We start from the raw sequence: 26,576 nt of genomic DNA on the forward strand, positions 1-26,576 counted from the left end.
ACTTCGTTTTCAAAAGGCGGTATTATATCAATTTTTTGAAGCATGGGGCAACGCACCGAGCTTTTTAAAGAGGTTGCGGGTGGCTATTTCAACCGCTTTATTGCTATAGTCTTTCCTCAAATGTGGTGCGTTAAAGTCATCGAGACCCCAGACCCATTGCATGCTCCCGGTAGCGAAGACAAAGGCGTTGCTCTCTGCTTTATAGATGGTCATGTGCGACGTTACTTTTCCGGAATTTATTATTTTAAGGAACCAAATTAGAAAAACCGTTGCTATAAAGGCAGCAGCTGCCAATAACACTTCCACTCCTAATTTTATGAGTGTTTGCCACGAAAGTAATAGGGCCAATACTAGAATCAATACAATCAGCACGATTCCGAAGGTTTTGGGTATTTTCAATGTTCGTTCAAGAGGTTGCACCGAAATTTTCAGAATTTTGACCATCATGTATTTGATGATTCGCGGATAATCGCTTTTGTCTCTATTTTGTGATACGGATGCTGCTAAAACCGTTATATTCGGCGGTGAATTTTCGGATAGAGCATCTATTTCATACCCCAAGAGCCCTTTTAGTTTATCTCCGTTTTTAAGCCCTGTATTGTCGAATATCCAGTGCGCTGCATTGGCGATAGTTATATCATCAACGACAGGGTCTAAGATATAGTTCACCCCGATTAAGGAAGCTTCCGAACCCTGCTCTGGAATATCCCTGAAGTTTACCGTACTTTTCTTTCCTTTAACGGGGTCAAGTTCGGATTCTTTATAGCACACCAGTGTCTTATACGGTTTGTTGTGTGCAATACTATCCTCAAAACGTATTTGCCAAAACATCGTATTTGATGAGATAAATGCCAAATGTGTTCCTTTATCCCTAGCTAAGGTAACATTCGCTCTCATTTCATGGGACCAATATTCATCGTGACCATGTGCGAGGAAGATTTTGGGCTTGTGTAACGCTTGCCCTCTTATGTGGGTATCTAAACTAGTGCTATATCCGATATCGTATCCGTTTTTTTCCAACCACCTGACCATATTATAGTCCCAGCCTGCGCTGCTAATAGGGTAGTTGTGCGTGGTGACCGGTCTTGTATTGGCGAAAAAGTCGCCGGCACCCATGCCAAAGGCAGCCTTTAGATTATTGCTGGCGGCATAAGGCCTGTTGAACGATAATTTTGTGGCCGGTTTGCCTGAGATACTTCCCCAATGGGTATCGGAACCGCTACCGGACTCGTATAGATTTTTCCCTCCCCAATAATTATATGCCTGATAGGTGGTCATGGGCAACTGAAAAAGAATGTCGGGGCTTGCACTGTCATCCCTTAAAACGAAAATAATATAGCTTTGTTTTTGGGTTTCAGACTCCTCAAGTTTGGCTACATAGACTCCGGTACACCACTCTTTTGAGGTCTGTAATTCATAGCTGACAGACCAGTCGCATTCTACCAAGCCCGTTTCCGCATCACGAACGGGAATTGTTTGTAAGGTGCCGGGCATGGTCACTTGAATGCCATAATCACGACCTCCCAGACCATTGTACCATCCCATCCTGAAAAGGCGAAGCGTAAATTCGGGTGCTGCGGTATTGATATAAAAGGAAATTCTTTCACCTCTATTTATGCTACATTCAGAAGCATAACCTTCTATCTCCCTATTTATCGCAGGCCTTTGTAAAGCCCACTTAGAAGTACCCGATTCGTCGTTCTCAAATTTTATAGCGCCCATATCGATAGTCATTCTAGCAAAGCTAATAATTCGAAAATCGCTAAGTTAAGGACAAATAGGTGTGTCTATACCATTTTTGAAAGCAGTAAAATGCCCATACGGAATAGGTGCTGTCCCTTTTGTTGGATAAATGGTCTTTTACCAAGGCCAGACAGTTTTCAACATTGAAAATGTTTTGGGATTCTAAAAAAGCAACATCAATGAACGATTCTAGTTCTGCTCTTAAAGAAGACCTTAGCCAATCTCCCACGGGAATATTAAAACCTTGCTTGCTTTTTTCTAAGAATTCGTCCGGAAAATCTTTTTTGAACGCTTCTTTTAGGATGTATTTTTTATTCCACCCTTTCATTAAATAGTTGTCAGGTAATTGAGCGGTAAAACGCCAAATCTGCTTATTCAGGAATGGGGCTCGGCATTCCAAGGAGTTCAACATACTGGTTCGGTCTACTTTCGGCAACATTCCGCCTTCTAAACTTAGAACCTGATCTACTTGTCTGTATTCGTGCAAAGAGCCCGGTTTCGAAATACTGATTTTATCTTTGTATTCTTGAAATAAGTCACTCTCCAAAAAGTCCGTTTTTAATAGTTTGGTCAATTGTTCCTTGGTGTTGGCCAGAGAAATAATGTCCCAGTAGTACTGCCCGTCGTAGTCTATACTGTTGAGCATTTTCTTTATTTTGAAGCGCTTACCCCGTTTGTCGTCTTTTGTAGAGAGGATACTGCCCGAAACATTTTGGAGAAAGCCATGCATCGATTTTGGTACTAGGTTGGTATATTTCGTGTTGAGTTTACCCACGTAATATTTATTGTACCCTCCAAAAACCTCGTCACCTCCATCGCCCGTTAAGGCTACTTTCACATAATCCCTTGTTTTTTTGGATACCAGATAGGTAGGTAATGCGGCGGCGTCGGAAAACGGTTCGTCAAAATTCAAAATAATCTCATGAATATTCTCGCTTAAGTCGTCTTCGCCGATTACAAATTCATGATGCTTACTATCGATTAGTTTTGCCACCAGTCTCGATTTATCCGTTTCATCGAAAGAAGCTTTTTCAAACCCAATGGAAAAAGTTTCAATTTTTGTTTCTTTCATTTGTGATAGGGCCAGTGAAACGATGGAAGAATCAACTCCACCGGACAAAAATGTTCCCAAGGGCACATCCGATATAGACCTGCTTTGAACACTTTCCTGCACCAATTGCCTTGTTTTGTCTTTTGCGCTATTCCATGATATTTTTTTGGGAGCATAGTCCACTTCAAAGGCAATTTCCTTGATTTCGAATTTGAGGGTAGCAAGGTCATACGCAATGTAATGGTTCGCCTCCAATTTTTTGATGTCTTTGTAAATGGAGTGGGGGGCGGGAATATAAGAAAGTCTAAAAAAGTGGTTGAGGCCCGTTCTGGAGATTTCCGGCCGGTGGTCAAGGTCGTTTACGATCGATTTTAATTCCGATGCCCAGATAAACTGTTTGTCGGTATCGGTATAGTAGAGTGGTTTTTCACCGAAAAAGTCCCTAGCGATAAGAATTTTGTTCTTTTTTTTATCATGAATACTAAAGGCGAACATACCATCTAATCTTGTAAAGGAATCTTCACCATACTTTTCATACAGCTTTAAAATTACCTCTGTGTCGCTGTGCGTTTGAAAGGGCACGCCTTTTTCGATTAATTCCTGTCTTAGTATTTGATAGTTGTAGATTTCACCATTAAAAACGATAGTCAGCTGCCCGTCATCAGAACTTATGGGTTGTTTACCCGACGCTAAATCGATTATGGACAACCTTCTCATGCCCATGGCGATTGCCATATTATCTTGAATGTCGAAAAAAGTTCCATCGTCGTCCGGTCCTCGGTGAACGATACTGTCGTTCATTGCATGCAATTGTTTCTCAATTGTAGCAAGATCGACATTCTGTTTTTTTATAAAACCATTTATTCCGCACATTCTAATTTACATTTAGGTAAAAGTCCTGTAATTCTCTGGCATTTTCAACAATATCGTAGCCGGATTTTTTTATCTCGGCAATCGTATCCCTTTTCGGGTTCGTGAGTGCTTCGTCGGTAATTTTTGCCCACTCCTCGGCTGTTTTTTCAAGGGATAGAAAGGTTATCAAATCGGTAACTTCAACCTCTCTTGAGATGGTATCGGAGGCCATTATCGGAATACCGGCCGTTTGTGCTTCAATAAGCGTTAGAGGCAAACCTTCATAGAATGAAGGGAATAAAAAGAGATCAAAGGCATTAATGATTTTGGGTATGTCGGAACGAACGCCTAGAAAGAGAACTTTATCGTTTAAGGAAAGACTAGCTACCTTTTCTTTGATCTTTGGCTCTAAATCCCCCTGGCCTACCAAACAAAGCACTACATCATCGTTGAGTTTGCTTAATTCAGAAAAAATATCAATTAAGAATAGATGATTTTTCTGATTGTCGAATCGACCGATATGCCCAATGATCTTTTTTCCCACCAGGCCTTCGGTTTCCCGGAAAGCTTGGGATTCGATTTCCGAATGCTTGAACTTAGATGTATCGATCGCGTTATTAACGACCTTGTACCTTGAGTTATTTTTCTTTCCGAAAAGCCAATTGCCGGCTTTTATGCCGCATGCAAAAAAATGGGTGGCCTGTTTTGCTACCTTATGCTTTAACCTGGAAAAAATCAAATCTTTTACCAAAGTTTTGTTTTCGGAATTCTTATCGAAGAAATCAGAGATGGAAATCGATTCAATTGCAATATGACTATGTGCTATTCTGGTGTCGACCCCGTTCTCTCTGGCAGCGGAGAGCACCATAAAACTCAAGGCGTTCAAATGGGAATGTACAATATTATACTCTTTGTGCGCCGCAAAAAACGCCTTGAGTTTTTTCTTGTACGCAAAGTAGTTCTTGGGATGGATAGGGGGCATGTGAAAAATTTTTCCGCCCATGGCCAAAATTTCTTTATCGAATGCGCCTTCCTCACTTCGGTGCAGCAGAAAATCGAACTGCACCTGTGTCCGGTCTATATTTCGATAATAGTTCATGATCATCGTTTCCGCACCACCTCTATTCATCGATGTTAATACCTGTAAAACTCTAATTTGAGGCATATTTTCTACAATGGCTTGTTTGTGTTGACGCTAGTCAGAAATAGTGTTTCAACATTCTTTTCTAATTGATATTACGCTTTGAAGAGTCTGATTTGGGCCAATGCTATTGCACTGCCCAAGGTTTTCGAAAAAGCTACTTCACACTTTAGGTGCCGGTAGTCAGTTTCATGAACAATTCTTCATATTCCGATATTATTTTATTTTGATTGAACTTCTTGTAAACCGATTCGCGCACTTTGATCGGGTCAAATTGCACGGCAGCATCAAGGTATTTTAAAAACTCCTTCTCATCTTTTGCAAGATATCCATTTTCACCATGCGTAATGATTTCCCGTGTTCCACCCGGACATGCAAAAGCAATTACAGTGGTACCCACGCTACAACTCTCCAATACGGCATTCGGGAAGCCTTCTGCATATGAACCCTGTAAAAAAAAGTCGGCATTTAAGAGGTATTTATGCACTTCGTTCGTAAACGAAATATACTCTACCTTTTCAACAAGATCGAGCGTTTTAATCTTATTCATAATGATATCCTTTTGAGGACCATCGCCGATTATGATATAGCGGAAATCAAATGTTAGTTTACCTAAAGCGTCAAGTATTCTCAGGTATCCCTTAATTTCTGTCAATCGTCCTACGGTAATAAAGGTTTTGGTTTTTCCTGGACTTCCGATTTTTTTACAATTTTCGGGAAATTGGGTTATCGGATTGTGTATGATTACTGTCTTTGCTTTATCCAACCGGTGATTTTCCAGCAAGTCGTTCAACATATCCTCTGACTGACAAACAATCGTATCTAACTTTCTAAGGCCGTAATTTGTTAGATTTCTGCCAAACCAGCCTTGGGTATCATTTTCAACCGAAGCCGTAATTTTACCTACACTGGCCTGTCTGCCGATAAATTTTATCTTAGGAAGAAAAAGCGAGGCGAGCCCCATGGCAACGTTCATGTGCGCGATAGAACTGAATGCCAAATCCGGCCGCTCCTTTTTAAGAACCTTTATTAGTTTGGGTATGGCATAGAGTACCCTTTTCTGTTCGAGAAAAATCTTCCTGACACCGTTTACCGCGTAAGCACTATCGCTCTCGAAGCCTACGATCAGTAAGCATACCTCGAATTTTTCGGCATTTATATTTTGGGCGATGAACGACACTACCCTTTCGGCTCCTCCGGCCAATAGGGTGGGCAATATAAATATCACTTTTTTTCTTTGTGTGTTCATGGTATTGATGCCTGTATGACCAAATTTATTGGTCTTCTGCCGTTCGTTTATAATTCGTTTATTTGGTCGGTAGTCCTACCGCGTACTTATTTAGCCACTGTTTGAGCACCAATAAATTCCATATTAGAGGATAATTGTTCCAGCTTCCGTTCATGTGCTGCTTGATTTTATGAGCTACTTTATCCACATGTAAACCGGGAATACTTGAAAGGCCATCATTATCCAGTTCAGATAAGACCAATTCTTTTAATTCACCTCGGAACCATTCTTGAAAGGGTACGGTAAAACCTGCCTTTGGCCTATCGAATATTTTTTTTGGCACGTAGGTATATAGTATATCCTTTAGGATTCTTTTCTTCGTATCGTTCTGAAATTTGAAATCGGTAGGTAGTTTATTGGCAAATTCCACTATCCTATAATCCATTAAGGGCGACCTTGCTTCTAGGGAAAATGCCATGGAAGCCCGATCTACTTTTGTATTGATTTCGGAGTTCAGGTAGGTTTTTAGGTCATAGTCCGATATGCGTTCATACAGGTTTTTATCGTTATGAAAAAGATACTCCTTATCGATAATCGGTTCATCCGACCAATCGTGGTCGATCCAAGAAAGGTCGATATCGGTAAGTAGGCCAACATAAAAGTGTTCGATTGTTTTAAACCCAAAGCCTTTTGCTATCGTTTTCGCCCGTTGATTGGGAAGCGTTTTCAAAATCCCGGCCATAGCTTTCCTCATGGGGTAGGGAATTGAAAAGATAGCCCGTCGGTCTTTAAGGTGGGTATATCTTTCATAACCAAGGAAAATTTCGTCTCCCGCATCGCCGGAAAGGGCTACGGTGACTTTTTTTCTGGTATGTTTGGCCAGTAACATTTGGGGTATCGCCGAAGAATCGCCAAACGGCTCATCAAAATAATCGGTAAAGTTATCGATGAGGCTTAGACTTTCCCTGTAATCGCATTCGATAACGTGGTGGTCGGTTTTCAAATGATCGGCTACCTGTTGGGCAAAGCCGCTTTCATCGAATCTTTTCTCATTGAACTTTATAGAAAATGTCTTTACCGAATTCGAAGCTCCGGCTACAGCCGTAGCGGCAATTAGCGAGGAGTCTACGCCACCTGAAAGAAACACTCCTACGGGCACTTCGGCATACATTCTCAAATCGACAGCATCTTTAAGTATGCTGTTCAATTCCTCGGAGGCCTCTTCGTAACTTCCGAGAAACGGACTGCTGACGTTGGTTTCGATATCCCAATATTTCGTATCCTGCAACTTGCCTGTCTTGATATCGAACTCGAAGTAGTGCCCTGCCCTTAATTTGGTTATCTCGTTGAATATACAGATGGGATCGGGTATGTTTCCCCATTTAAGGTATTCGAGTATGGCTTTTTTCGATATGCTCAGATTGGGATTATACAGTTTAATGGGCGATAGTTGGCTCGCAAATTCAAAATCGGTGCCACTGTGATAATAGTAGAAAGGTTTTTGTCCTAAACGATCCCTGGAACCAAAAAGAACTTGTTTTTCCAGGTCAACTATTACGAAGGCGAACATTCCGTTAAAGTGGTTAAGGCAGTCATTCCCATAGTGAAGGTAAGCCGCACAGATGACCTCCGTATCACTGGACGTTTTAAAAACATATCCCTCACTTTGTAGTGAAGCTCGAAGTTCTTTGTAATTATAGATTTCGCCATTGAAGACGATTTCCACCTTATTTTCATAGGAAAAAGGTTGATTGGACCTTGGGTCTAAATCGATTATGGCAAGTCTGTTGTGGCCTAGGGTTACTTGGCCATTGGCTACCGGAACAGCTTTCCATGCGAGTTGGTCGGGACCCCTGAAATTCGTGCTTTTCAGTTTTTCTTCAACTTGCTTATCGTTATATTTAATCGTTGTTCCGTAGATTCCGCACATTTGATGGCTAAATTTTATTGATTATTTTGAGGTCGATGAGCACGGTTGATTATGCAAAACATGTTGTGGATTTCATTGCCAAAAAAGCGGAAGATCATATCCTTAATCTAAACTCTTTTTAACTTAAAATAGTATGTAGATCGTCCTGAATAAATTATTTGCAACAAGTGCGTAATCACTTAATTTTCGATTAAAAACTCTCGCTGGGGGATATCATCCAATTGTTCCGCTTTGAGCTCCTTTGCCAGGCGTATTTGATGAAATATCCATAGTGCGAGCAGTATCATAAAATCCATGGTGAAAAAATTATGAAAGGTTAGCATAAACAGGGCAAAAGCGATACCCTGCATAATAAGAAAGGGTTTCTGCTTGAACAGTTTTACTCCCATAACTAGAAAATAGATATTCATTGTCAAAAAGACTACGAAGGGAAATAGACCAGCTTCCCCCAGAATGAGGAGGTAGGCATTGTGCACGCTTACAGGACTGAACCCGGTACTTTGAAAAGAATTATACCCGTTTCCAAAAAAGGGTTTATCCGCTATGTACGGATAGTAAATCGCCCATGTTTCGGTCCTGGAAGCCTCGTTCGCATTTTGTAGTGATCCCTGTTCTTGGTTGACCACTGCCGTGAACAAATTGAGACGTGTCGTATTTAATTTGAACAACGAACCAAAAATGGGTAGTAAAACGAGCAAACCGAACCCCGCGGCCAAAATTCTAACATTTTTAACGCTTATTCGCATAGAGATCAGATTGATTAGCACCCAAATAATCAAAAAGGTTCTTGAAAAGGTGATAATACCGCAAATGGTAATCACTACCTGGAAAAGTGTTCTGATGTAAAATTTCTTGACATTAAAAGTAAGAGTATAGGCCAAAATCGCAACAAAACCTCCAAGATTGGCATTGATATAAAGTCCCCCGTATCTTCCATAACTTGTGGAGAAAAAGGCGGCCTCCACAATAATGGATAGGGTTCCGATAATTAAAAAGAATAACAGTTCGTTAATTTTGATGTGTTTTACAAAGACACTGCCGGCAAATATGGCAATGAGATATTTTATCAGGGTGATAAAGAAATCACTCTCTATTCCTGAATAAAGATTTACGCCGCTGATCAAGAAATAGCTAAGCCCGAGTAGTAGTAGCCACACATTCGGTTTGCCCCCTTTGTGAACGATGAGGAAAACGAGCAGGAGACCATAGGTGAGATAACTCAGCACACTACCAATAGCCTGATTTCCCCCAAAAAAGAATGCCGTCGGGATATTGAGGAAGGTTAACGTTAAGATGGCGTATTTTAAAACTTTCATTTTTTGAAATCAACTATCTTCGGGATTCATGTTATAGGTGAAAAACAGGGCGTAAAGATATCTTTTTAACGATCCGATAGCAATTCTGTGATATGGGTTTCCCAAATATTCATTATCTCGTCCGCCTCATACGCCTTCGACGATGCCAACGCCTTTTCGCTTAATGATGTTCGCAATTCTTCGCTTTTCATCATTTTCTCTAGATAGTACTCCAGTTTATTTTGCGACCCGACGGGTATCAAAAAGCCATTTTCGCCGTGTGCTATCAACTCGGATGGACCGTGGGGACAATCTGTTGAAACGCTAGGCACCCCAAAATACAGTGCTTCTATCAGAGCGTTCGGAAATCCTTCCGATTTTGAGGTAAAGGCGAAGATATCGGCATGGTTGTAAAAATCCCAAATTTTTTGCTGGCTTCCGACCAGCTCGATTTGGGTCTCGATAGCCAATTCCTTAGCCAAATTTCTATAGTTTGCCTCTTCGTCTCCTTCGCCGACTATGATGACCTTCCAGCCTTGGTTTTCAACCCTCGAAAAGGCCTTAATCAGCAAATCTTGGGATTTGTTCTTATCCAGCCTGCCAACGCTCAGGATGTTTTTGATTTCTTTTTTTTCCGGTCGGGGCACTATTCGCTTCGCTGCCAATTCTTTTGACAACGGGTTGGGAACGATATGCACCTTCTCTGCTGGGGTAAACGCCTTATAGAACTTACCGTTGGCTTTGGTTTGCACAATTAAAAGGGAACAAAATCGGTACGTTAGGTTGCGCAGTATTTTCCAAAACCGGGTAGGGGGGTTCGCTACGGGGTTATTTCGTTCGCTAATGATACAGGGTAATTTACTTTGCTTGGCGGCCAAAATAGAAAAGATGTTGACCACGGTCATAAAGCTGACCACTAAATCTACCTTATTGTCCCTGATAAGTTGTTTTAAGGTTTGTAAGGTATTGAAGTATTCTCGTATTCGATTAAGACCGGACGAAGAACTTTCTGCTGAGAGATTGCAGTGAAGATGTTGTATTTCAGGGTGTAAAGGGTAAAAAGAAGGATGGTCTTTCAATGTAATGATAATCACATTGTACTTTTTGCAAAGGTGATTGGCCAAGGTAGTCAAAACCCTTTCTGCACCACCGTGCAAAAGTATATAAGTGACAAATGCAATCGTCTTTTTGGCCATATTTCGTTGCGTATCTTATAGGTTTATTCTAATGAGCGCCGCCTTTCAACCACCTATTGATTCTTACCAAAGCGTTATACCATTTAACCGGCGTATATTGAGCAATTCGCAATGATATACTCGAATTTTCAGCATCTACATACTTGGCAAATTCTTTTTTAATTTGTTGGCGGTGTACCTGTTTGGGATCTACTTTGTGGTTATGATTAATACCCTTATAATTCATTAAAAGCATTTCTGTAACAAAGCGCTTCGTAATACTTTTCAGGGAATCATACTTGGGGTCATTATTAATTTTTTCGTTGACAAATCGCGCAGCTTCCAGCGAATCAAGGCTTTTTAGCTTGTACGGCCCCCTGGTAACACTATCGCCCAAGTTAAAGTAATTATAAAATGGATCGGATATAAAGACCAAACTGTCGATGCTATCGATCAACGTAACGGCAAAGTATACATCTTCGGCCATGACCCCCTCTTTAAATCGAAGGTCGCCGATGACATCCCTGCTGTATAAGCGTGTGCAGGCAGAAAAATCCTGGTTTGCGATAATTCTGGTCATCGCGGTCAAACTATCCTGAATTTCTACTTTTCTGTCGTGTTCGGGCTTTTTGTAGGTATCCTCAAAACGATTTACAAGATTACATTCAACAACTCCCTGACTATGGGTGGTCATTAACTTCATCATTTCGAAATACATTTCACGGTCTAACCAATCATCGCTATCCACAAAAGCAATATAATCGCCAGTGGCATTGTTTAAACCATTGTTTCGTGCGCCACTGGCTCCTTTATTTTCCTGATGAAAAACCTTTATGCGCTCATCCTTTTTTAGGTAATCGTCACAGATTTGCGGACAGAGGTCGGGTGAACCGTCATCTACAAGTATAACCTCTAAGTTGGTATACGTCTGGTCAAGTATACTATCGACACAACGGTGCAAGTATTTTTCAGCTTTGTAGACCGGTACGATAACACTGATTTTGTCGTTACGTTTCATTAATACTTCAAGTGTTTACTAAATAAGTTAATGATGTGAATTGGTTGTCTTGGTCAAACGTGCTAAGTGTGGAATAACTTCAATGCTCGATTCTCCACTTTCCGGGCTTTGACGACGCTTTTATAAGTTGCTTTTATATATCAAAATATTCCGCACGTCTTTTTCAACACTTATTGTTTTCAGTAGCGAGAATTTATTTTCCAACAAAAAATTGAAAGTGTGATAGAATTGATAACCAGGGGTTCCCTGTTTGATTTGATCAACGACCAAATACTTCATTTTCCCTTGATGCCTTTGTATAGAATCTTCAAGATCGGGTTCCGAGATATTGTGTATCCAATTAAATAATAAAAGGCATTCGAATGAATTTTCGGTGATATCGTTTAGCCCACCTACTTTATAGGTCACTTCATCGTACATCTCGCTCGCCGCCTGAATCACTTTTGGGTCGATATCGTAACCGATTTTGGTCTTTACATTCGTATGCACGAGGATTTCCCCAAAACCACATCCTACTTCGACAATTGAATCGAGACCAAGGTTGCTCAATTCGTTGGCAAGTTGAAATTTGTAAGGCCTATTGTAAATGTTATTTTCTACATGCCATACATCAAACCCATACTTTTCCCAAGATTTTTTCAGTTGGGCACGTTTGTTCAAAAACTGGATTTTGTAAATGATTTTTTTGAAGATATTCATGATGGTTCAATTTTTCTAGCAAATGGAGGGGTACCTTGTTCGAGCGCTTTGATTCGGCCATCCCCAAATATTCAATTTCTTAATTTCAGTCGTTGTTTATTCAGTTTGTAAAACATTCGATATCCCCAAAAGGGCAAGGTGTTTATAAGCTTTATATAGGGGTTTAAATAAGGTTTTTTCGAATTTTCAATGATTAGACTTCTCATCTTTTTCAAATTATCCTTTGAAGGATCAAGATGCGGATTTTCCAATAGGGAATGGAAATGATATTGCAGATTACCAAGATAGTTTTTTCGCAAGATTTCTTTGGCTCTTGGTGTCTTTGCTATATTAAAGAAGTTCTCCATGGCTCGTTTGATGACCCAAAAGCCATCCAGTTTCTTTTGACCATAATTGCTTCTCATAATACTTTCGCCTTCTTGGGAATAGTAATAAAGCGCCAGTGGTATAAATCCTAACTTGTCGATTTTTTGGTACACTTGGGATAGGAAGAGTATGTCTTCGTATATCTTATCCTTTTCGAATTGAATATCCTTTATCAGGTCATAGGCGTACAGTTTGTTCCAGACATTGTAAAAACCAGGGTAAACGATTCGTTCAAATGCCGTATCAAGAGGCTCGACGATTACTTTGTCTTCCTGCTCAAAGTAGGTTGACTCTCCTTTCTGTAAAGAACATTCCACCACTTGAAGTTTGTGGGCAAGCATTGCCTTTAGGAGTAATTCGTACATTTTCGGGCGTATGTAGTCGTCACTATCAACACAACCAAAATAGGTTCCTGTAGCTACCTTAATACCATTGTTTCGGGCCATGCTAAGGCCTTGATTTTCTTGGTGTATAACCTTGATGCGGTCATCTTTTTTAGCATACTCGTCACATATGGCACCGCAACTGTCCGGAGAGCCATCGTTTACAAGAATAATTTCCAGATTGGTGTAGGTTTGCGCGATCACACTATCAACACACTGGTGTAGGGTGTCTTTTACCTTGTAGACTGGAATAACTACCGATATTTTAGGGGATGCCAAATCCATTCTTTTATCCTTTTCGTTTTACGACCCTGTCAATCAAATCCTTAAACCCTTTTGCAAAGAAAAACATACACGGTAGTAGTACAACTAATAATATAACGTTTAATTGTATTGCGTACAGAAACCAATTAAGATAGGTGTCCGGGACAGTACTTACTATAATATCCTTTAAGTAGCTAACCGCGAAAGCTGGAATCAATATGGCGAGCAGAAGTTTTATGAAATACCCCCAAAAATTTTGCAAAACGCTTTTTTTAAACCCGCTGGAGAACAAATAATAAGGTTTCCAGAAGACGAGAATGCTCGTAACACTTATGGTCGTACCGAAAATAATTCCCTTTATTCCCCAAATCATTCCACAAAAGATGGAGATGCCCAGATTTAAGACAATCTCTACAATCGGAGCCCAAGTATCTTTATAAAGACCGTAGGCATGTATAAAGGTATCGATGGGCATTCTAGCCACCAGGACAAAATAGTTGATGGCCATTAAAATAATGATATCGTGTTCCAATACATACTTTTCCCCAATCCATATAACGATAAAAGAATCAATAAGGTAATATAGGTTAAGTGCAGTAAAGCCCGCCATAAAAAAGCGCAGCGTCATCATCTCCCAGAATACTTTACCGATTTGTTTTGGATTGTTTTCGGCTATTAGATTGCCTACACCGGCATTGAGACCCGAAAACATTTTACCCACTATGTTCTGCAACATGGTGAATATTATCAGATAGTTCTGGTAGAATGCAACACTTGTAACACTTACCAGCGCGAAAATTAAAAGCTGATCGGTACCATAGGTGACGAAAGCCGATATTTTGTGTACGAATACGCGCTTGATGGTCACAATGATATCCTTAAAATCGGCTAGAACCTCTTTCGTGGTCTTTAGATTAAAGTCAAGCCAAGGATACTGCTGTTTTAAACGGTAGCGAATGATGAAACTATAAATAATCGAGAATACAAGTTCCAAGGAAATCCATAGGTATAGGTTCGCGTAGTAGTACGCAATGGCCGTTTGCAGAATAAGCCTGATGATATTAGAGGTCTGCAGGTAAGAAGTAATGATATACTCTTTCTGATCGGCCTGTAGCAGGGTCTGATGAAAATTGACCAGATAGCCCAGTAGGGAGGAAAATAAAAAGGCGTAGAAACAATAAAGTATCAATCCGAGTGAAAAGGAAGTGTTCTCAAAGGAGTATCCAATAAAAAAAGAGTAGATGATGGCGATGCTCAGGACCAACAGAGCGACCCTTTTGTAAAGGAATCCCATCAAGGATACTATTTTGTTCAATTGCTCCCTGTCATTGTCAAGCAATGGCTTATACAGGGCAAAGCCTATGGCCGTGCCAATGCCGAGTTCCGCTAAGTTTAGAAAGCCTAAAATACTTTGGAGCGTACCTACCACGCCCAAGAATTCCGCACCCAGGTAATCTAAAAAGATTTTTCTACTGAAAAACCCCACAAAGGTATACAGCAGATAAAATATCAAATTTACCTTGATATTCTTAAGTGCATAGTTTACCCTTGACATAGGAAGCTATATAAGGTTGGCATCATTTGTCTTTTGTACATCTTGCGGACCACACCCTGAAAATTAGAGAATTACAGTGTCGGGCAATCAAAATCGAAGATTTAAGCTCGCTTTTTACAATCTCGCGTGCACTTGATCTGGTGCTAAGATGCCTTTTACATCGTATAATACACCGTCTTTTTTTAACAGCGATTTCAAATCCATCTGCAAAAACTCTTTATGTGCCACGGTAAGTACCACCGCATCGAATTTTTTGTTCGGTATACTTTTTTGGGTAGTCAATTTATACTCGTGCTCCACTTCTTCAGGGGAGGCCCAAGGGTCAAGTATGTCGAGGTGGGCACCATAGCTTTTTAGATTATTGATAACATCTACGGCTTTGGTATTTCGAACATCAGGACAGTTTTCCTTAAACGTTATCCCAAGTACTAGAATATCGGCACCTTTAACCTTGATGTCTTGCTGTACCATTAGTTTGACCACTTCGGCAGCTACGTATTTGCCCATACCGTCATTCATGCGTCTACCGGCGAGTATAATTTCAGGATGATAACCATATTGCTGTGCTTTTTGCGCCAAATAATACGGGTCAACACCAATGCAGTGACCGCCTACCAAGCCGGGCTTAAAAGGAAGGAAATTCCATTTTGTTCCTGCCGCTTTCAATACATCGTGGGTGTCAATATCCATAAGGTTGAATATTTTCGCCAACTCGTTTACGAAAGCGATATTGATATCCCTTTGCGAATTCTCAATGACCTTAGCGGCTTCGGCCACTTTGATCGTAGGAGCCAAATGAGTACCAGCAGTAATTACAGAGGCATAAAGAGCATCTACTTTTTTTCCTATTTCGGGGGTCGAACCTGAGGTTACTTTCAATATTTTTTCGACCGTATGCTCCTTGTCGCCCGGATTGATACGTTCGGGAGAGTAGCCGACAAAGAAATCCTCATTGAATTTAAGACCACTTACTCTTTCAAGGACCGGAACGCACTCATCTTCTGTTACACCGGGATAAACGGTAGATTCATAAACTACGATGTCACCTTTTTTAAGAACGGAACCTACGGTCTCGCTCGATTTGTACAAAGGAGTGAGTATTGGCCTATTGGTACTGTCGACAGGAGTAGGAACGGTAACCACATAATAATTACAATCTTTAATATCATCGAGTTGGTTAGAACAATATAGGCCTTTGTCGTTGGCAGGCGAATCTTGTAACACAGCCTTCAAAACATCGTCTTCAACCTCAAGAGTACTATCCGTACCCGAGCGTAGTTCAGCTATCCGTTCCGAATTGATGTCAAATCCGACAACCGAATATTTTGTGGCGAATAAACGCGCTAACGGCAATCCGACGTACCCTAATCCTATAACTGCTATCTTAATATTGCTCATAAAATATCTATTTCTTACCTATTTGGTAGTATTCGAAACCATTTTTCAGTAGAGAAGAATGGTTGTATTGGTTCCGCCCATCAAAAATGATAGGTTGTTTTAGCTTTAATTTGAGTTCTTCAAAATCCGGGGACCTGAATTCCTTCCATTCCGTAAGCAATATCATCGCATCCGAATTTGGCAGTGTCTCGTATTTTGAATCAAAGTACGTTACATTCTTAACGTCCTTTAGATAAAAATGTTGGGCTTCACCCATAGCTTTAGGGTCATAAGCCTTTATTTTCGCTCCTCTTTTGACTAATTCCTTAATGATATAGATGGCGGGTGCTTCTCTCATATCATCGGTTTCCGGTTTGAAGGCAAGACCCCACACGGCAAATGTCTTTCCGCTCAAGTCCTCACCAAAACGACCGATTACCTTGTTCGCTATCACCAGTTTTTGACTATCGTTTACGTCTTCTACAGAAGTAATTAACCTTGCGGTGTAGCCGTGTTCCTCGGCGGTCTTCTTCAACGCCTTGACATCTTTTGGAAAACAAGAACCGCCGTATCCGCTCCCCGGGTATATAAAGCTATATCCGATTCGGCTATCCGAGCCAATACCAATACGTACTTTGTTCACGTCGGCCCCGACCAGCTCGCAAATATTGGCTATTTCGTTCATAAACGAAATTTTGGTGGCTAGCATGGCGTTGGCCACGTATTTGGTCATTTCAGCGGAGCGCACGTCCATGGTAATCAAGCGATCAAGACTACTTCGGAAAAACGGAGCGTACAGCGAACGCATTTTTTCGGTGGTGGCCTCATCATCAGATCCAATGACCACTCGATCAGGTTTCATAAAATCGTTGATCGCATCGCCTTCTTTCAAGAATTCGGGATTGGAGACTACATGAAAGTCCAAGTCGACCTTTCTTTTATCCAATTCGGACTTTATTGTAGCACTAACCTTGTCTGCGGTGCCAACGGGAACGGTCGATTTGTCTACAACTATCAAAGGGTGGGTCATATGTTTCCCAATTTCCTTTGCCACCTGCAGCACATATTTAAGATCAGCGGCACCATCTTCACCCATGGGGGTACCTACGGCTATAAAAGCGATATCGCATTTTTCCAGATGGTCGCTAAGGTTAGTACTAAAACGAATGGTCTTGTTCCCGATATTTCGGGTAACCATTGCTTCAAGCCCGGGCTCATAGATGGGGATAATTCCTTTTTTAAGGTTTTCGATTTTCTTTTCGTCTACATCGATGCAGGTAACGGTATTCCCCATTTCGGCAAAACATGTTCCACTGACAAGACCTACGTAGCCTGTTCCTATAACTGTTAAGTTCACTGTATGCTATTTTAAAACTTTATTAATATAATCGGTTGTGGCGTTTTCGTTCGGTATGATCTTGCACGGATTTCCAATAACGACGGAGTTGTCCGGTACATCAATATTTACGTAGCTTAGTGGGGCTATCAATACGTTGTTTCCAACTTTTATGTTGCCTACTAAAACACTACCGGTTCCAACCCAAACATAATTCCCTAGTTGGGGACAACCTTTTTTTTTACCTCTATTTGTTTGACCGATAGTAATTCCTGGCGCTACGTTACAGTTTTCACCGATAACCGCATTCTCGTTAATAATTATATTCCCGAAGTGACCGATAAAAAACCCTTTCCCTATTTGTATTCCTTGTGGGATTTGGATGCCGTACCTATGGGAATATCTTCTGAGGAACACACGATAAATAATTCCCAGAAAGGAGTTCCTCTTATAGGAGTTTACTTTGCGAAGAATATAAGTATATCTAAAACCAGGCTCGAACCAAGATTTTAGGAAAGCTTTGGTGCCTGTGGCCCCTGCGTACCTATATAAATCATGCTTTATTAATTGACCCATTATTTTAGGTTTTCCCAATACCAAGCAATACAGTGCCGCAAACCATCCTTTATATCGAAACGGGGCTCATAATCCAGTAATTTCTTGGCTTTTTCTATCGAAGCTAATGAATGGGGTACATCCCCAAGTCTTTTTTCGCCATGGACGACTTCAATATTCTTAATTTCGGAATCAAAATCGCCTAAAAATTCCTTTAAATAGGATACCAGTTCGTTGAGGCTCGTTCGATTTCCACAGGCCGTATTGTAAACCGTATTGACGGCCTCTTGGGTGTTCGCCAGTATGGCACGAACGTTCATTTGAATAACATTGTCGATATAGGTAAAATCCCTTGAATACGTGCCATCGCCATTGATTGTCGGAGATTCATGGTTCATCAATTGCATCACGAATTTGGGAATTACCGCTGCATAGGCCCCTTTTGGATCCTGTTTTCTTCCAAAAACATTGAAATACCGAAGACCAATGGTCTCTATGCCGTATGTTTTGCTAAAAACATCGGCATAAAGTTCGTTTACATATTTGGTAATGGCATATGGCGATAGTGGTTTTCCTATAACGTCTTCCACTTTAGGCATACTTTCAGAATCGCCATAGGTTGACGAACTGGCGGCATATATGAATCGCTTAACTCGAGCATCGCGAGCCGCCGTTAGCATGTTCAGAAATCCCGATACGTTAACCGCGTTGCTGGTAATAGGGTCGTTTATAGAACGCGGAACGGAACCTAAAGCAGCCTGATGCAAGACGTAATCTACCCCTTCACAGGATTTCATGCAATCATCAAGGTTTCGAATATCTCCCTCGATTAGCGTAAATCGCTTATTGGATAGCAATGGTGCGATATTTTCTCTTTTGCCCGTAGCAAAGTTATCTAGGCAGGTTACCTGATTTCCGTTCCCCAGTAAAAATTCACACAGGTTGGAACCGATGAAACCAGCGCCACCGGTTACCAAAATATGGTGTTCGGAACTAAGGTTTACTGTAGGTGTATTCATTAATTCAGATTTTAGAGAATGCAAAGGTCTGTAAAAGACTTTAAAAATGCACGATTTTTGTCGTAACTATCCAATTTTATCGTTAAATGGAGGTATCCAACCCTATTTTCTACATTTGTACCCAATAACTTTCAATAGCATCTTGAAAAAGGCCTCTATGACCCTACTTCCGTCTGGCCACCAGAGCATCAATAACCGTTAGTTTGTCTGAGTTGTTTATGGTGTGCGTGGTTCTTAGATCACTCGCCCAATCCGGAAATATGGAACGAACGGCTCTTTCTTCATAGTCAGTCTCCGTTAAGGTAATGATTTCGCTAATTTGCATACCATGCCCATATCGTTTCGCGCAATTTTGGGCGGGCCTATAAATTTTCCCGTTTTTCTGGAAAATGGCTCCGGCAGGTCTAGCGCTACGAACATCTGAAACTATTGGGTTTTTCGGATGCGGAATCCAGTTACCGTCTACAAGGGTATCGGAATGGAATAAAAACAATTCGTCATAGGCCGATATTCCGGGATGTTCCTTTATGTTGGTAAACATCCAATACTTCCCCTCATGCAAGAAGATCGTAGTGTCCAGGGCCTGAACACCGTCCATGATAATTTCCTGTAGTTTCCATTCTAATGGAAAATCGACACATTTATACAATTGAATGGTCGAATCATTTTTAGTCTCGGGAACCATATAAAGAATACCCTCGTCCTCGATTAAAAAAGGGTAGGAGAGGTGATAGTCTTTTTCCAGAACCATTTGCGGTTCGCCATAAGAGCCGTCCTCTTCTATTTTTATGACACCGATGGTACCCAGTCCGTGTTCGTAAATCAATTCCTCGATAAAAATATAGTATGCATCACTCTTCTTGATTACAAACGGATCGGCCCAAAAACGATCTTTAGGAGGCATGATTCTAGTGAATTCGCTGAAAGAGCAGTTCAGGATTTCCGATTCACTAAATTTGAAGAGTAGAATATATTGCTCAAAGTTTATGAATTCATCCCATTTGTTTAGAAGTTTTTTAAAGTAATTGAAAAACAAACCTTTAAAAACATACTTGTTCCTCGGCTGCCCTGTGGGTGTGACTTCCTTATCAAGGTCTTTTGTAAGCTTTGCTACGCGTTGCGGAAAAGCTTCAATATCCCTTAGCGCCCGAACAATCATAAAGGGTGCTTTCCACAGATAGTTGTTACGATTCCTGAAAATACCAAAATGATCGGTACTGGAGTAGGTTTCATAAAGCGTAGAAGTTTCGTTTGAAGCGCCATTTCGGCACATTAAGCTAAACTTGGTTTCCGGTCGCGCCAATATAAACTCCCACGCTCCCTCAACTGAGGCATTTTCGGTAGCTTGGTCTCCATGTTTAAAATGCCAAGTTCCATAGACAACTTCAGGAAGCGTATTTCTTGACATTATCGGACTCACTAATGAAATGACCAAATCGGCTTGGGTACGCTTAATATTCTCCAAGGCGTTTGTGCTTGGAGAGTAGAACCCACTTTCGACACTAAAATCTGTTTGTACTAATCGATCTCCGATTAAGTCTTTAACATCCACTTTTGCAAAAGCGTTGGGAAGCAAAGGATATTTGGCCTTGTCATACGGCAGGTACTTTCTTAAAAAAGAATAATCAAAACCCTCCTTAACCGGCGTATGGGCCGGTAGCAATACTTGGTTTACGGGTATAAGCGCCAGAACAATTTGGGCAAGTTCGGATTGGGCAACCTGTTTTACAATTTCATAAATCCAAGCCGGAACAAGGCTGCCGTTCAGTATAAGCGCTATTTTGATTTTTTGTTGCGACAACTGTTTTTATTAAAGTATTCAAGCGTAACTCAAGCCAATATCGGCCTATTCTACTTTCTTTGGAACTTTAGACTTTCCGTATCGTTGGCTCAGTACCATAAACGGTTTTTCGACCAATAAGTAGAAAGCTGTAATACAGACTATCGAAAGAGGTATAAATATTAAGGCCTGGAACATAAAATTCATTTCATAAGTGCTAAAAATCGTTAGCTTATTGGTAAAAAGCTTCATTACCAAATGGTAAAAAGGAAAATGAAGCAGGTAAAGGGAATAGCACATGCCGCCAATTATAGTCACCCATTTGTTCGTGACCATTTGCCTTAACAGGACCAAGTGCAAACTAGCTATCAATATTAAAAATAGCGTAAGTGTGCGAAGGAACCAATCTTCAAAATAGAAGAAAAACAATAATAGACCCGCAGTGAAAACCACATCCCAAATAATATGCTTTGGTAATTTGATGTTTTTGTACACATCGGCAGCAACGATACCTGCCAAGAAATATTTGAAATAGTCACTCAATTCTAAATGCGGACTTACATTAAGATTTAGCGCTACAACTAGTAGTATTGCATACACTATCGGTCTCCAGTATTTGAACTTGAATGCCTTAAATAGATAGAGGAAAAGGGGCATTAGAAGATAAAACTGAATTTCAAGCTCCAAACTCCATGCTGGTGGCAAAATATAAGAATAAGACTCGTGCACCAGGTTATGCAAGTAAAAAAATGAGGAAAGAAAGCGCTCCCACAAAAATCCGATGCTTTCAGACCCCATAACAATATGAACCACAAAGAAAAGAATGAGGGCAATTATGTAAGGTGGTTCGATACGGATCAACCTGCGCAGAAAGTACTTTTTGAACTTCAGTTCTGACCGTTTCAAATTGATGAAAGGCAAGGTGAGTATAAAACCACTGATGCCGAAAAATAGCTCGACCCCTATGTTGCCGCGAAAACAAATTTCCCGCAACAAGCTTTCACTTTCGATCAGTGCCCTGTCAAAATTCACGTTGTACTCTAAAAACGCCTGGCTCATATGTGCGAACATCACCGGAATTATGGCAAAAAAGCGCAGCGCATCTATCTCAGGAATGAACTTCTGTGAAGATTTACGTGATAAGAGTTCTTTTAATCTTGTTATTTTCATTGGATTCGGGCTATATAAACTAAAACCTACACTCGGGCATTTATATTTTATAGTACTTCTTGTACCAATCGATGAAGGCCGAAACACCTTTTTCAATGGAAGTATTCGGCCGATAATCGTAGTCATTGATCAAATCATCAACATTTGCCCATGTTCTTTCAACGTCACCGGGTTGCATGGGTAACATTTCCTTTGAAGCTGTTTTTTCAAGTTTTTGTTCTATGGCACTAATGAAATCTAACAGTTTTACCGAGCTATTATTGCCTATATTGTATATTTGGTAGTCTGCTTTCAGGTTATTTTTCGAGTCTTTCTTCTTTTCTATAATTCTTACCACCCCCTCGGTAATATCATCAATGTAGGTGAAATCCCTTTCCATAGCGCCCTTATTGAATACCTTGATAGGCCTATCGTTGATAATAGCATCGGTGAAGAGAAACATGGCCATATCCGGTCGGCCCCAGGGCCCATAAACAGTAAAAAACCGAAGCCCGGTAGTGGCGAAACCGTACAAATGGCTGTAGGTATGAGCCATAAGTTCATTACTTTTTTTGGTCGCCGCATAAAGACTTATGGGGTGGTCTACCGAATCGGAGGTTTCAAATGGTATCTTTTCGTTAAGACCATACACACTTGAACTACTTGCATACACCAGATGTTCGATAGCGTTATGTCGGCAGCATTCCAGAATATTCAAAAACCCTACAATATTACTATCTACATATGCTTCGGGATTTTCAATGCTGTATCGAACTCCTGCCTGCGCTGCGAGATTACAGACAATATCGAATTTTTGGGATGAGAAAAGGCCCGGTAAGGCCTGTCTATCAGCGAGGTCCAGACGAATAAACGAAAATGAAACATTGGGAAGTTTACTTTTTGAAAGGATATTGAACTTCTTCGCTTTTTCACTGTCAATTCCTAATTCGCTAAGCCGGTCATATTTAAGCTTGGGGTCATAATAGTCGTTTATATTATCCAAGCCCACCACCTCATGGCCCTTTTCAACGAGTTTTTCGGAGACATGAAAGCCGATGAAGCCTGCTGCTCCTGTAACAAGTATTTTCATAATATTGATTTAGGGAAAATCTGTGCAAATATCAGGATTGTATCTATTATAGACTTATTTTTCGGCGGTAAACTTGTTAAAATGCATTAAAATCCGAAAAACGAAGGGCAGGGCCGTTGTTGGTCTGCGATTCGATTCTTTATGACGAAATAGGAATTATCCTCAAACAAAATCCTATAAGTGGCGCTCGCTAGGGCTGTATATAAAGAAAGGAGCGGCAATTTGCCGCTCCTTTTTAAGTTACATTATGTTTGGAAGATTAATTTGGAACGTTGGTATAGGTAACGTCGGAATCATCAAAACATGGAGCATCGGGAACAGTATCAAGAAAATACTTTCTCGGATGATCTGCAAAAGTAGTATTAGTCGCTATGATGTTACAGTCATCTTCGGCGATAACGCCCCAAGCGGACTGGCCACCCAAAGTAAAATTAGAATCCTTAATGGTCAGATTACCACTGTTGTTGGAGAGTGTAATCGTTCCTTCATTATGACCGTTCGTTCCGAAAGGTGCTTTATTCGTATCGTTGGTCGAACAATTTTCGATGAGGATAGTACCGGACTCTAAAGCACTGGCATGAAAGAAAGAACCGAATAGATTTTCTCCAGTAGTATTTCGTACCGTTACGTTATGGCCTATCATAGATTCGCCGGGGCTGTTAATAAAACTACTGCATTCTACAATTTGGTCCTTACCTGAAAGCGCTAAGCCCGTATTTATTCGCCAATCATTCGTTTCGTTGTTGTTTTCTTCATTGCCGTCGAAAGTAACGTTGGAAATGATGGTGCCATTTACGGTATTGTTAAGTATTGCAATTAGTGGAGTTGTGTTAAAAACAACGTCGCCGGGTTCAAAATCCATCGCAGACCCACTTCCAAGGGTAATGCGCCCGTCTTCTGCGGTTGCGACAAAAACCAATGGGAATAAGGCGTCTTCATATTGATCGCCGCCAGCAACGGAAAGTATCAATCCAGGATAAAAAGCATCGGAATTTTCTACATTAAGCACCGAGTCACCGACTTGGACAGCTTGTGTCAAAGCAGACTTCACCGCATCGCCTCTTTTTAACGTTCCACCTACAATCTTGGTATTATTGAATTTCGGAACCAATGGTCTATCTATTATCCAGACTTTGTCCTCTAGCCAGACAACACCACCTTCGCCACAAGTGTCAAGGGCAGCTTGAACTTGATCGGTATTGTTTCGAATAAATTTTTCCCCGACAGTGGTCGAAATTTCGAAATCAGAGGGTTTGGCGTCAAAATCAGTTACGGCCGCCCCGCAATCAACGTCGGGTGTTTCTTCTTCGGGAGTTTCTTCTTCGGGTGTTTCATCGACTCCTTCCTCTGTGGTTTCTTCCGTAGTGGGGTTTGAGTCGTCATTTGAGCAAGCAATAAATAAAAATGCAATTGTAAATAAGAATAAAATATTTCTTTTCATAACATTGGGGGTTTAAAATCTAGCAAATTTTAATTCTAAAGTTAATATACGTAAACTTGTTAAAAATGGTTTAAATCAATTTTTGAAGAAGGGGTTTCAGTGGCCTGTCACAAGCATTATTAAGATTGCAAATCATTAATAATAAGCTGTTTATGTCTCGTGGGCAATGACTTAAATTTATTGTGCATTTTATCGATCTGTTTGGTAAGTCCATGAATAGACCTTCTTTTCGCAAATTTTTTACTATTAAATCATTACCGTTCAACCGATACTAAAATTGCAATCAACTGGCCAAACGGATATTCTCAAAAAATAAAGTGCGAACATAGTAAATTTTATTAGGATACAAGATAAATGGTGTCGGACGAGGTGGAAAAAACGAGGAAAATATTCAAGAAGAAAGTAGATTTCTAAAAAAGAATGCTTTTGTTTTTGCAACAGTTTGTCGCCCTAATACCATAGCTAAAGGTCGGGTCCGAAAATATAGTTTAGTCGTTGATAATCAAATTTTTAGATGTACGAATGAACCTGTTGGGGCTCATCAAGGAAGCAGGATGTTGAGGAAAATACCCCCGTTAAACGAATCGAAAACGAAACGACAAAACGTTACCACTTCGGGTGTTGATAAAAAAACAAAGACGAAATCTTCTTTATAGACGTTAATCTAAAGAATTAAGCAATTCATCTATATTTGATTTTTCTTTTAACCGTCAGTATCCAGCATGCTTTTTAACTCCGTTGCCTTTTTGGTGTTCTTTGTTTTAGTGTTTACCTTTTATTGGTCGGTACCCAATAAGAATGTCAGGACTCAAAATATTTTGCTGCTTGTGGCAAGCTACGTATTTTATGGATGGTGGGATTGGCGTTTTCTATCGCTTATAGCGTTTTCAACCATAGTCGATTACCTATTGGGTATCTCCATCGCTAATGCAACCAATCGGATTCGTGCAAAACGATACCTTTTGGCAAGTATTTTTACCAATCTCGGCCTTTTGGCCATTTTTAAGTACTTCAATTTTTTTATTGATTCCTGGGTAGACCTTTGGCGGTTATTCGGTTATGAAATGAACGTTAGTACTTTGAACATTATCTTGCCAGTCGGTATCTCGTTTTATACGTTTCAGACAATGTCGTATTCTATCGACATTTACAGGAAAGAATTGAAACCGACCAAAAATTTCATTGCCTTTGCAACTTTTGTCAGCTTCTTTCCGCAATTGGTTGCCGGGCCGATAGAACGCGCATCGAACCTGATACCACAGTTATTGTCCAAACGCACATGGAATCACGAGAGGTTAAAAAACGGTCTTTTTCAAATCGCTGTAGGTTTTTTTAGAAAGGTCGTTGTTGCCGATTCTATTGGAAGTATAATAGATGGTATCTACAATGTACCCGAAATCAACAATTCCAGTTCGATTCTCATGGCAGTGCTGCTGTATTCATTTCAGATATATTTCGATTTTAGTGGCTATTCCGATATAGCGATAGGAACCGCGCGCCTCTTAGGGTTTGATTTCAAGGCAAACTTTAAACTGCCCTATTTTTCCTCGTCAATTACCGAATTTTGGCGAAGATGGCACATTTCCTTATCCACTTGGCTTCGCGATTACCTTTATATTCCGCTAGGGGGAAATCGAAAAGGCGTACTGATGCAGTATCGAAATCTATTCCTAACGATGCTATTGGGCGGTCTCTGGCATGGTAGCTCTTGGAATTTTGTATTTTGGGGAACCATTCATGGTGTTCTTCTTGGTCTAGAAAAAAGATTTGCGTTAATCCCTAAAAATTACAATTTTCTTCGCAATATGGCCATCTTCCTATTGGTCAGCTTCATCTGGATTTTCTTTCGATCTTTAAGCTTATCGGATGCGGTACTGATTATTGGAAAACTTTTCGATGCCGATTATGGTGCGCCTTTTATAGGCGATTTCCTGCCCTTTTTGACCATGGTATATGGTTTGTTCTTAGCAATGGTATTCGACGCCTATTTGTTCAGTACGGATACTAGTCTTGAAGATTTTGGAAATAAGTTGGGGAGCGCGACGTTTGTAGTATTGGTGAGTTTCATAGTTATCAACATTCTGCTTTTCTATTCAAGTGCAAGTAATTTTATCTACTTTCAATTTTAA

20 protein-coding genes are annotated in these 26,576 nt (G+C 40.5%); 1 reads left to right on the forward strand and 19 read right to left on the reverse strand.

Annotated features, from left to right (window positions below; translation table 11 throughout):
- Nucleotides 1-27: 27 nt before the first annotated feature.
- The 19 genes from FGM00_RS05900 to FGM00_RS05990 form a co-directional block, all read right to left on the reverse strand.
- Nucleotides 28-1,722, reverse strand: a complete 1,695-nt coding sequence (locus tag FGM00_RS05900) for a N,N-dimethylformamidase beta subunit family domain-containing protein (RefSeq protein ID WP_138852006.1) — start codon at nt 1,720-1,722, stop codon at nt 28-30.
- 40 nt (nt 1,723-1,762) lie between these two features.
- A complete protein-coding gene (asnB, locus tag FGM00_RS05905; RefSeq protein ID WP_138852007.1) occupies nt 1,763-3,667 on the reverse strand; it encodes an asparagine synthase (glutamine-hydrolyzing) in 1,905 nt (634 codons plus the stop codon).
- Between the two features lies 1 nt (nt 3,668).
- Nucleotides 3,669-4,811 (reverse strand): glycosyltransferase family 1 protein, encoded by a 1,143-nt coding sequence (locus tag FGM00_RS05910; RefSeq protein WP_175416190.1) that lies wholly within the window; start codon nt 4,809-4,811, stop codon nt 3,669-3,671.
- A 145-nt stretch (nt 4,812-4,956) separates the two neighbouring features.
- Nucleotides 4,957-6,036 carry a glycosyltransferase gene (locus FGM00_RS05915; RefSeq protein ID WP_138852009.1) on the reverse strand — a complete coding sequence of 360 codons (1,080 nt, stop codon included), beginning with the start codon at nt 6,034-6,036 and terminating at the stop codon, nt 4,957-4,959.
- 58 nt (nt 6,037-6,094) lie between these two features.
- Complete coding sequence (asnB, locus tag FGM00_RS05920) at nt 6,095-7,945, reverse strand: asparagine synthase (glutamine-hydrolyzing) (protein WP_138852010.1); 1,851 nt, start codon at nt 7,943-7,945, stop codon at nt 6,095-6,097.
- A gap of 179 nt (nt 7,946-8,124) precedes the next feature.
- Nucleotides 8,125-9,261: an O-antigen ligase family protein gene (locus FGM00_RS05925; protein ID WP_138852011.1), complete on the reverse strand. Its 1,137-nt coding sequence runs from the start codon at nt 9,259-9,261 to the stop codon at nt 8,125-8,127.
- Between the two features lie 65 nt (nt 9,262-9,326).
- Entirely contained in the window at nt 9,327-10,436 is a 1,110-nt protein-coding gene (locus FGM00_RS05930; RefSeq protein WP_138852012.1) for a glycosyltransferase family 4 protein, read from the reverse strand.
- Between the two features lie 28 nt (nt 10,437-10,464).
- Nucleotides 10,465-11,433 (reverse strand): glycosyltransferase family 2 protein, encoded by a 969-nt coding sequence (locus tag FGM00_RS05935; RefSeq protein WP_138852013.1) that lies wholly within the window; start codon nt 11,431-11,433, stop codon nt 10,465-10,467.
- A gap of 120 nt (nt 11,434-11,553) precedes the next feature.
- Nucleotides 11,554-12,132 (reverse strand): class I SAM-dependent methyltransferase, encoded by a 579-nt coding sequence (locus FGM00_RS05940; protein WP_138852014.1) that lies wholly within the window; start codon nt 12,130-12,132, stop codon nt 11,554-11,556.
- 71 nt (nt 12,133-12,203) lie between these two features.
- Nucleotides 12,204-13,166, reverse strand: coding sequence for a glycosyltransferase family 2 protein (locus tag FGM00_RS05945; protein WP_138852015.1), 963 nt, complete (start codon nt 13,164-13,166; stop codon nt 12,204-12,206).
- A 4-nt stretch (nt 13,167-13,170) separates the two neighbouring features.
- Nucleotides 13,171-14,700 carry a lipopolysaccharide biosynthesis protein gene (locus FGM00_RS05950; protein WP_138852016.1) on the reverse strand — a complete coding sequence of 510 codons (1,530 nt, stop codon included), beginning with the start codon at nt 14,698-14,700 and terminating at the stop codon, nt 13,171-13,173.
- A gap of 114 nt (nt 14,701-14,814) precedes the next feature.
- On the reverse strand, nt 14,815-16,098 hold the full coding sequence (locus tag FGM00_RS05955) for a nucleotide sugar dehydrogenase (protein WP_138852017.1): 1,284 nt from the start codon (nt 16,096-16,098) through the stop codon (nt 14,815-14,817).
- Nucleotides 16,099-16,105: 7 nt separating this feature from the next.
- Nucleotides 16,106-17,434, reverse strand: a complete 1,329-nt coding sequence (locus FGM00_RS05960) for a UDP-glucose dehydrogenase family protein (protein ID WP_138852018.1) — start codon at nt 17,432-17,434, stop codon at nt 16,106-16,108.
- Nucleotides 17,435-17,440: 6 nt separating this feature from the next.
- Complete coding sequence (locus tag FGM00_RS05965) at nt 17,441-17,989, reverse strand: serine O-acetyltransferase (protein WP_138854643.1); 549 nt, start codon at nt 17,987-17,989, stop codon at nt 17,441-17,443.
- Nucleotides 17,989-18,987, reverse strand: coding sequence for an SDR family oxidoreductase (locus FGM00_RS05970; RefSeq protein WP_138852019.1), 999 nt, complete (start codon nt 18,985-18,987; stop codon nt 17,989-17,991). The genes FGM00_RS05965 and FGM00_RS05970 overlap by 1 nt, the downstream gene beginning before the upstream one ends.
- A 163-nt stretch (nt 18,988-19,150) precedes the next feature.
- Entirely contained in the window at nt 19,151-20,788 is a 1,638-nt protein-coding gene (locus tag FGM00_RS05975) for a glucosamine inositolphosphorylceramide transferase family protein (RefSeq protein WP_138852020.1), read from the reverse strand.
- Between the two features lie 45 nt (nt 20,789-20,833).
- Nucleotides 20,834-21,937 (reverse strand): acyltransferase family protein, encoded by a 1,104-nt coding sequence (locus FGM00_RS05980; protein WP_175416191.1) that lies wholly within the window; start codon nt 21,935-21,937, stop codon nt 20,834-20,836.
- 40 nt (nt 21,938-21,977) lie between these two features.
- A complete protein-coding gene (locus FGM00_RS05985) occupies nt 21,978-23,006 on the reverse strand; it encodes an NAD-dependent epimerase (protein WP_138852022.1) in 1,029 nt (342 codons plus the stop codon).
- Between the two features lie 259 nt (nt 23,007-23,265).
- Nucleotides 23,266-24,447 (reverse strand): hypothetical protein, encoded by a 1,182-nt coding sequence (locus tag FGM00_RS05990; RefSeq protein ID WP_138852023.1) that lies wholly within the window; start codon nt 24,445-24,447, stop codon nt 23,266-23,268.
- Between the two features lie 827 nt (nt 24,448-25,274).
- Here FGM00_RS05990 and FGM00_RS05995 point away from each other — a divergent pair.
- A complete protein-coding gene (locus FGM00_RS05995) occupies nt 25,275-26,576 on the forward strand; it encodes an MBOAT family O-acyltransferase (protein ID WP_236262948.1) in 1,302 nt (433 codons plus the stop codon).

Source organism: Aggregatimonas sangjinii (assembly GCF_005943945.1).
Lineage (GTDB): Bacteria > Bacteroidota > Bacteroidia > Flavobacteriales > Flavobacteriaceae > Pelagihabitans > Pelagihabitans sangjinii.